This window comes from Terriglobia bacterium, from assembly GCA_020072815.1.
Lineage (GTDB): Bacteria > Acidobacteriota > Terriglobia > Terriglobales > Acidobacteriaceae > Angelobacter.
The window spans coordinates 1-7,919 of sequence record JAIQGE010000031.1 but is presented as its reverse complement, the minus strand read 5'-3'; the positions used below and the strand labels follow the sequence as shown (position 1 = coordinate 7,919).

4 protein-coding genes and 1 tRNA gene are annotated in these 7,919 nt (G+C 60.9%); 3 read left to right on the top strand and 2 right to left on the bottom strand.

Annotated features, from left to right (window positions below; genetic code table 11):
• Positions 1-14: 14 nt before the first annotated feature.
• Positions 15-1,496: a glycosyltransferase family 39 protein gene (locus tag LAO20_22990; GenBank protein MBZ5534301.1), complete on the bottom strand. Its 1,482-nt coding sequence runs from the start codon at positions 1,494-1,496 to the stop codon at positions 15-17.
• Between the two features lie 117 nt (positions 1,497-1,613).
• Here LAO20_22990 and LAO20_22985 point away from each other — a divergent pair, with 117 nt between their 5' ends.
• Positions 1,614-5,072, top strand: a complete 3,459-nt coding sequence (locus tag LAO20_22985; GenBank protein MBZ5534300.1) for a glycosyltransferase — start codon at positions 1,614-1,616, stop codon at positions 5,070-5,072.
• A gap of 13 nt (positions 5,073-5,085) precedes the next feature.
• Here LAO20_22985 and LAO20_22980 read toward each other — a convergent pair whose 3' ends face one another.
• The gene (locus tag LAO20_22980; protein ID MBZ5534299.1) at positions 5,086-6,978 is read right to left on the bottom strand and encodes a M61 family peptidase; all 1,893 of its coding nucleotides are present in this window, start codon (positions 6,976-6,978) and stop codon (positions 5,086-5,088) included.
• 197 nt (positions 6,979-7,175) lie between these two features.
• Between LAO20_22980 and LAO20_22975 the strand changes: the two genes are divergently transcribed.
• Both LAO20_22975 and LAO20_22970 read left to right on the top strand, forming a co-directional pair.
• The gene (locus LAO20_22975; GenBank protein MBZ5534298.1) at positions 7,176-7,535 is read left to right on the top strand and encodes a cupin; all 360 of its coding nucleotides are present in this window, start codon (positions 7,176-7,178) and stop codon (positions 7,533-7,535) included.
• A gap of 101 nt (positions 7,536-7,636) precedes the next feature.
• A tRNA-Met gene (locus LAO20_22970) sits at positions 7,637-7,713 on the top strand.
• The last annotated feature ends 206 nt before the right edge of the window (positions 7,714-7,919 follow it).

The window sequence follows — 7,919 nt, the reverse complement described above, 5'->3', positions numbered from 1 at the left end:
GGTTTTTCCCATTATTATTTTACCGGCGGCCGCCGCAAGCCGATCGAAATAAAAACCGCGCCGGCGGAATATCGAAAGTACATGGAAGAAGCGGACCGGAAAGAGTGCCCTGCGGTTTGTTGTCCCGAAGCCCGCCGCGAGAAGGCTCCGCCGGCCAGCGCCAACACCACGGGGAAGCACTCCAGGACGTACCGCGGCTCTGGGTTTTCCAGCGTGCCCAGAAACGCCGAACGCAACAGCATGAAGCCGACGACCAGCACTCCGGCCATCCCCAGCCGCCACCTGAGCCACCCGCGCGCTGCTGCCAGCAGGAAAAGAAGATTCAAAAATCCCCAGGCCATGGCGATGGAGGAGTCTCTGCGGTCGTTGGAGAACTCCCACCAGCGGTCGCCAAGCCCCAGCATCTCCGTTCTGGGCCGCAGCCACATGTCGGCGACGCGCAAGGCCGGGAGCCACACGAAATACCGGAACGGATTGTAGTTCACGCGGTCCGCGGCGAGCTTTTGGAATTCAGCATCCATCTCAGGATCAATAAACCGCTGTTCGTTGTAGCGGTCAATCAGCGCCTCGGTGCCCTCATACTGCGGTAGTGAGTCGAAAGCCCGTTGCGGCAACTGGTCAATGTCAATCGGCTCGGACTCCACATGCCAGTAAATCTCGGCCACTGATACGTAATCCACAATCCACGTCTTGGTCCAATGCTGGAAGCCGAGCGGCACGAACTCTCCGGGATCGTTGGCATAACGCGGCGCCAGCGGCTGAAAGATGTGGAAGGTGCGCCAGTTGCGGATGGTCCACGGGACAAGCGGAGCCAGACTGATCAGGGTCACCGCCAATCCCGCGGCCACCACGGCGCGTCGGTTCGACGGCCTCAGCAGCATCGCCAGCAGCGGAACGCCCAGCGCGGCCAGCACCAGTCCGCCATCCGGGCGGATGAGCAATCCCAAGCCCGTCCACAGCCCAGCCAGGGACCACACGCCAAGGCAGGGCACGCCGGCTTCCAGCGCGCGGACTCCGCGGACGCCGTAATAGAGAGCGTGCGCTGCGCAAGCGATGGCCAGCGTTTCCGTCAACGGAGCTGCCGTGTAGTTCGCGGTGAAGGGGCATAGTGCCGCCAGCAAGTAGGCAGCGCGGGCGGCGCGAGCGTCCATGAGTTCCAACGCCAGGCCGGCGATCACCAGGCAAGTGTTGGTATCAATGAACGCCTGCACCACCATCACGGCGGTGTAGTGCTCCTGGCCAAAAACAGAGAAAATGGCGGCCAAAAACGCGGGGTATCCGGGCAGGCGGATCAGTGTGGAGTGCAGGCCTCGCGCGTCAACCAACCCGAAAACACCGTGGTTGAGCCATTGCTTGGCGATGTCGCCATAGACGAACGCGTCACCCGATACGTTGGGAAAAATGAATACAAAGAAGAGCCGCAGTCCCAGCGCCGCCAATGTGGCGAAGAGAAAGAACCACTTGTTCTGCCGGACAAGCTCAAGCAATGCTCTCATGGAAAGCAAGGCCAGTGTAACGGCTGGATCGTGAACAGTACAACCCTAGTTCAACAGCGCGGCTGGATTGACCCCCGGTGCGCGGCAGCTTACGATTGAAGGAACAAGTATCCCGCCATGGCCAAACAGGTTTTCTATGATCCGCAACGCAAGCGCTGGGGGCGCTTACGCAGGCTGTTTGACGTTCTGGGCGTGATGATTACCGCGCTGGTGCTGTTTTTTATCGTCAGCATCTTCTTCAGCACCGAACCTTTGCCGCCCCTAGGGCTGCAGGAGCAGAAGAAGAACCTGCATGCGGTGAAAGCGCCAGACCGCCGCCACAAGACCAAGGCCAAAGGGACGCACCGCAAGACCCTGACGCCGGCTTCAGAAATCGTGCTCAACGATGACGAAGGCATCCGCGCTGCCTATTACGTCTCCTGGGACGCCGCCAGCTTTGTTTCGTTGAAAGAATATTATCCGCAGATTGATTTGTTGTTTCCTGAATGGCTGCACGTGCTCACGGCCGACGGCAACATGCAGGCCGTGGACGAAGCCAACCACATGTTCGCCGCCATTCAAAACGGCAAAGTCTCCTCAGTGGACGAAAAAGTGATGAAGTTCCTGAAGGCGGAAAATGCGGAAACTGAAGTCTTTCCCCTGGTCAACAATTTTGATCCTGTGGCCCGCCAGTGGCTGACCAACGTCGGCGACTTCCTCAATAACCCTGAAGGCCGCGCCAATTTCCGCTCCCAACTCCTGCAGTTTCTGTCCAGTGACCACTACCAAGGCGCAGCCCTGGATTTTGAAGAGATCCCCGTGTCCGCGCAGCCCGGCTTCCGCGCCCTGGTGGATGAACTGGGCCAGGACCTGCATGGCCGCGGCCTCAAGCTCTACGTGAACGTGCCGGTGTCTGACAATGACTACGACTATGGCCGGCTGGCGGCCAGCGCCGACGGTCTGGTCATCATGAACTATGACGAGCACCAGGTCACCAGCGGTCCGGGGCCGGTGGCGTCGCAGGACTGGTTTGTGGACAATCTGCAACAGGCGCTCAAAGATATCCCCAAGAACAAAATCATCTGTGCCATCGGGAACTACGGCTACGAGTGGACCATGGCGCCCAAGGGCAAGCGCGTTCTCAGCGCCGGCGTTGACAGCGTCCAGGATGCCTGGCTGCACGCGCAGGAATCCAGCGCCGACATTGATCTTGACGCGGATTCGCTGAATCCCCATTTTGCTTATACGGATGAAGGCGTGGAACACCAGGTCTGGTTTCTGGACGCAGTGACCAGCGTCAACCAGATGCGCGCGGCCCGCGACCTGGGCATCCGGACCTTTGCCTTGTGGCGGCTGGGATCAGAAGACCGTTCGCTGTGGGCCATCTGGGACAGCCCTTCAGAAAAGGGCGCCGCCCAGAAGCTCAAGGCCGTTCCCCCGGGCGCGGACGTGGACCGCGAAGGTTTTGGCGATGTTTTGTACATCGAGCACCCGCCTCGGCCTGGCGCGCGCGAAGTTACGGTGGACCCAGACACGCACATGGTCACGGCGGAGAAGATGGCCGTGTTTCCAGAGCCGTATCAGTTGAACCAGTACGGCTGGCAAGACAAGCAGGTGGCTCTTACTTTTGACGACGGCCCTGATCCCACCTTTACCCCGCGCATCTTGGATGTTCTCAAAGCCAAGCAGGCCACGGCGACTTTTTTTCTCATCGGCCTGGAGGCCGAGCAATTTCCCTCGCTGGCCCGGCGGATTTATCGCGAAGGCCACGGCATCGGCAACCACACGCTGTCTCATCCGGACATCAGCGAAGTCTCGCAGAGTTATATGCGCTTGGAGCTGAACGTGACGGAGCGGCTGTTCGCCAGCAAGCTGGGTGTGAAGCCCCTCTTCTTCCGTCCGCCTTACTCGATTGACCAGGAGCCGGACGTGGCGGACCAGGTGCGTCCCATTGAGCAGGTGCAGAGCCTGGGCTACATCACGGTGGGCTCCAAGATTGATCCCAATGACTGGCAGGCTGGCCGCACGCCGGAGCAGATTGTGGAAGGGGTGCTGAGCCAGGCCGCGCGGTTCTCCACCGCCGCCTGTAAAAAGCAGGCGACGCCGGTCTGCGGCAACATTATTCTGCTGCACGATGGCGGCGGCGACCGCGAAGCCACCGTCAAAGCCCTGCCTCTGATCATTGACGGCCTGCGCGCCCACGGGTTCAGGATCGTGAGCGTGGAAGAGCTGTTGGGCAAGACCCGCGCTGAAGTGATGCCGCAACTCGCGGCCAATGAGGTTTGGGCCGCGCGCCTGAACGATGCTTCGTTTACTCTCCTCAGCCTTCTTCAGTCTTTCATCATTGGAGTGTTCCTGGTGGGCGACGTTCTGATGAGCGGCCGTCTGGTGGGCATCGGGGCGCTGGCCACGTTTGACCGCTTGTTCGGCGCTGGGCCTCCGGTGGCGCCCGATTTCAAGCCGGCCGTCACCGTGATCATCCCGGCGTACAACGAAGAGAAAGTCATCGCGCACACCGTGGAATCGGTGCTGGCGTCCGACTACCCGCACCTGCATACCATCGTAGTGGATGACGGCTCCACAGACAGCACTACGGCCGTGGTCCGTGAAAAATTCAAAGACGAGATTGCCGCGGGACGCGTGCTGCTGCTCACCAAAGCCAACGCCGGCAAAGCCGAAGCCCTGAACTACGCGTTGCAGCATACCCAGGACGAAATCTACGTGGGCATTGACGCGGACACCATGATCGCGCGCACCGCCATCTCCCGCCTGGTGCCGCACTTTGCCGACCCCAAAGTCGGCGCCGTGGCCGGCAACGCCAAAGTCGGCAACCGCGTAAATCTCTGGACGCGCTGGCAGGCGCTGGAATACATCACCAGCCAGAACTTTGAACGCCGGGCCTTGAATGTTTTTGGCGCGGTCAGCGTGGTCCCCGGGGCCATTGGCGCCTGGCGCACCTCGGCCGTGCGCGAAGCCGGCGCCTACCACACGGACACCGTGGCCGAAGACGCTGATCTCACCATGACCTTGCTGGAAAAAGGCCTGCGCGTGGTGAATGAAGACCGCGCGCTGGCGTTTACGGAGGCGCCCACCACCGCCAGCGGGCTCATGCGCCAGCGTTTCCGCTGGTCGTTCGGGATTCTTCAGGCGGTGTGGAAGCACGGCGCGTCCATCCGCCGGCGCAGCCGCCTGGGATGGATCGCTCTGCCCAACATCATCATCTTCCAGATCATGCTGCCCCTGCTCTCACCGTTTATTGACGTGATGTTCCTGCTGGGGACGCTGAACTTCCTCCTGAAGCGGTACTTCCACCCGGAAAGCACCGACCCCAGAAGCTTTGAGCGGCTGCTGCTGTATTTTGTCCTGTTCCTGGTAATTGATTTCATCGCCTCCGCGCTGGCGTTTTTGCTGGAACGCCGGGAGAAAGGCCGGGGCGAGGACGCACAGTTGCTTCTGCATTTGTGGCTGCAGCGCTTCACCTACCGCCAGCTCTTCTCCGCCGTGCTGGTGCGGACCATCAAGCGCGCTGTGGACGGCAAACCTTTTGCCTGGGACAAACTGGAGCGCACCGCCGCGGTGTCCAAGATGCGGGCGTAAGCAAGACGCAGGTCTAATTTGTCGCCTTGGCAATCTCGCTCAGCACATCCGTCTTCGTTTCATCGCGCACCAGATGCGGATACTTTTCTCCGCCATCGTAATTCACCTGATAGGTGTTGAAATAATCTCCGTTTTCCGCCAGGACCGCGATGGGCTTGTGGTTCACGGTGGCAAAGTGCAGGGCGGCGCGCATCACATCTTTGGACCACTTGCGGCCGTTCACGGCGATCACCTTCATCCCCGCTCCCAGCCCGGCCTGGTACGCGGGAGAGCCGGGGACCACGTCGCGCACGTCGCCTTCTTTGGTGATCAGCATGCCCAGGGAAAATCTTGCGTCGAGCGAGCCGCCGGTTTTCTCCGCAGCGTCCATGGTGGCGTTCTTCTCGCCGGTGTAGACCAGCTTCCAGCCGCCGTTTTCGATACCGCCCAGGGGAGCGTGGGCGGACTTGGAATCCAGGCGTTCGCGCAACAGCTTGGCCCAGTCGTATGCCGACACTTGATTCAGCGCGGCCACCACGTCTTCAAATTTGTAGGGGACCACCGCCGGCCGTCCGCTGGGACCGCCGTAGAAAATGCGGCAGAAATCGTTGAGCGACTTTTGGCCGTTCGTCTGGCGGCGGATCAGCGCGTCCACTTCCAGCCAGAGAAGGTAACCTTCCGGATAGTAGTCGGCGGAGCGGCGCCAGCTCGTCCATTGCGGCGGGGCGGCAAACAGGATCTGCACCGAAGTCGCCGTGTCCTGCAGCGGACGCCAGGTTCGCCCGGCGCGATGGTCGAGTTCCGCGGCGGTAAACGCCAGGTTTTCCCGGAACTGCTCCGGCGAACGCAGCCCGGTGCGCGCCGCCAGAATGTTCCCCCAATAGTCGGTCATGCCTTCATAGACCCACAGCAGGTCGCCGTGCATGGGCGCCTGGTAGTTGGACGTGACCAGCCCCGCGGGCCGGCGATATTTGCCGTTCCAGGAATGCACAAACTCGTGCGGCAGCAAGTCCGCTTCCAGGTTGTGCGAGTTGGGATTGCTGAAGACGTCTTCCACGGTGCCGTTGTCGCTGGACTCGTGGTGCTCCAGCCCGTGGTGCGCGGTTTGATTGCTCAGCGTCCAGAGGAAGTGATATTTCTCATAGTGGCGCGCGCCGAAAAGCTTGCCCGTCTCGGCGACCAGCTGTTTGTAGCTGGCCAGGTCGCTGGGCGTCATCGCCAGCGATTCTTCGCTTTCGCCCACCATGTCAATTACGTGGACCGGGGTCTCTCCCGCGGCGGTAAGCGCGATCTGGCGGTACAACGCGCCGGCGATCAGCGGCGAATCCACCAAGCGGGTCAGCGTGACGGGCTCAAAGTCGGCGGTGCTTCCCGATTGCGATTTCACCGGCAGCGCGGTGCCGAACTTCCAGCCTTCCGGCAAGTGAATGGAGGCCGTCACTTGCACCGCGTCCGAAGCCGTATCTTTGTTATTGAACAGCGCAGGGTAGAGCACCACTTGGTTCCAGTTGAGGTCCAGCACTTTGCTGGACGATGCGGAGCGCTCGCCGGCATACGTGATAGTGTCAAACGACGCTTGTATTTCCTTCACTCCGGCGGGGACCTGCACGTGGAAGGCATACATGTCTTCCAGGTCGCGCTGCCACGCAAGGTCCTGGTCTTGTCCAGCGGCCTTGATGTGCAGGCCGGTGAGGTTCTGAATGGGGCCTGTGGGCCGGTGGTTGCCGGGAATCCATTTGGGATAGACCAGCGTGACCGCCCCCGGCGTCACCGGAATGGTCACCGTGGAGTGCATGATGTTGCGCGGCGCGTCGGTGGCGTCCACCAGCAGACGCTCGTTGACCGTGGTTTGCGCCCACGCGAGTGAAACGCCAAAGATGAAGAGAGCGGCAGTAACTAAGCAAGAATAACGGCGGACGTGCTTCATGAATCCTCCCCGCTTGTGGATCAAGAGATAAGAGATCAGCGGCGTGGCCACTGGATTTCAAAACCTGTTATGGTACCTTTTTGTGCGCGGAAGTGGTGAAGGAAATGTCGTGACGCGAATGGCGTGGCAGACCACCCACGAACGAGGCGATATTCCGCACCGAAAACAATATTGTGAAAGCAGGAGAACTCGAGAACGTGCCCAAACTGATTGCAGCTCCCACGCGCGTCACCGCCGCCGGCAACATGCCCAAGCTGATTGACGAATATATTGGCCGCCTGAACACAGCAGAGGGACGCTTGAGTGTGGCCCACATGCGCAGCCCGCAAGGTTGGGAGGAGCCGGGCCAGGCGCCGGAGTTTGCAGAGTACACCATCGTCCTGCGCGGCCGCCTGCGCGTGCGCCACAAGCAGGGCAGCTTTGACGTCACTGCCGGGCAAGCGGTCATCGCCCACCCCGGCGAGTGGATCCAATATTCCACGCCGGACGAAGCCACGGAATACATCGCCATCTGCCTGCCAGCGTTTTCCCCGGACACGGTGCACCGCGACGCGTAGCGCGCGCACGCAATGCAAGCGGGCGCCGCGGTCTCGGCCGATCCGTCAAGTTTTTTGGGAACCGCGCAAGATGTTATAATTTCATCACTTACCTACCCAATGGCGGTGTAGCTCAGGTGGTTAGAGCGACGGTCTCATAATCCGTAGGTCGTAGGTTCGAGTCCTACCGCCGCCACCACATCTGTCAAAAACTCCAAGAATCAGTCGCTGAGCGACGGTCTCGGCTTTTCTTCAACGGGACAGCGGAGCTGTCCCTGGGCGTAGGTCGTAGGTTCGAGTCCTACCGCCGCCACCACATCTGTCAAAAACTCCAAGAATCAGTCGCTGAGCGACGGTCTCGGCTTTTCTTCAACGGGACAGCGGAGCTGTCCCTGGGCGTAGGTC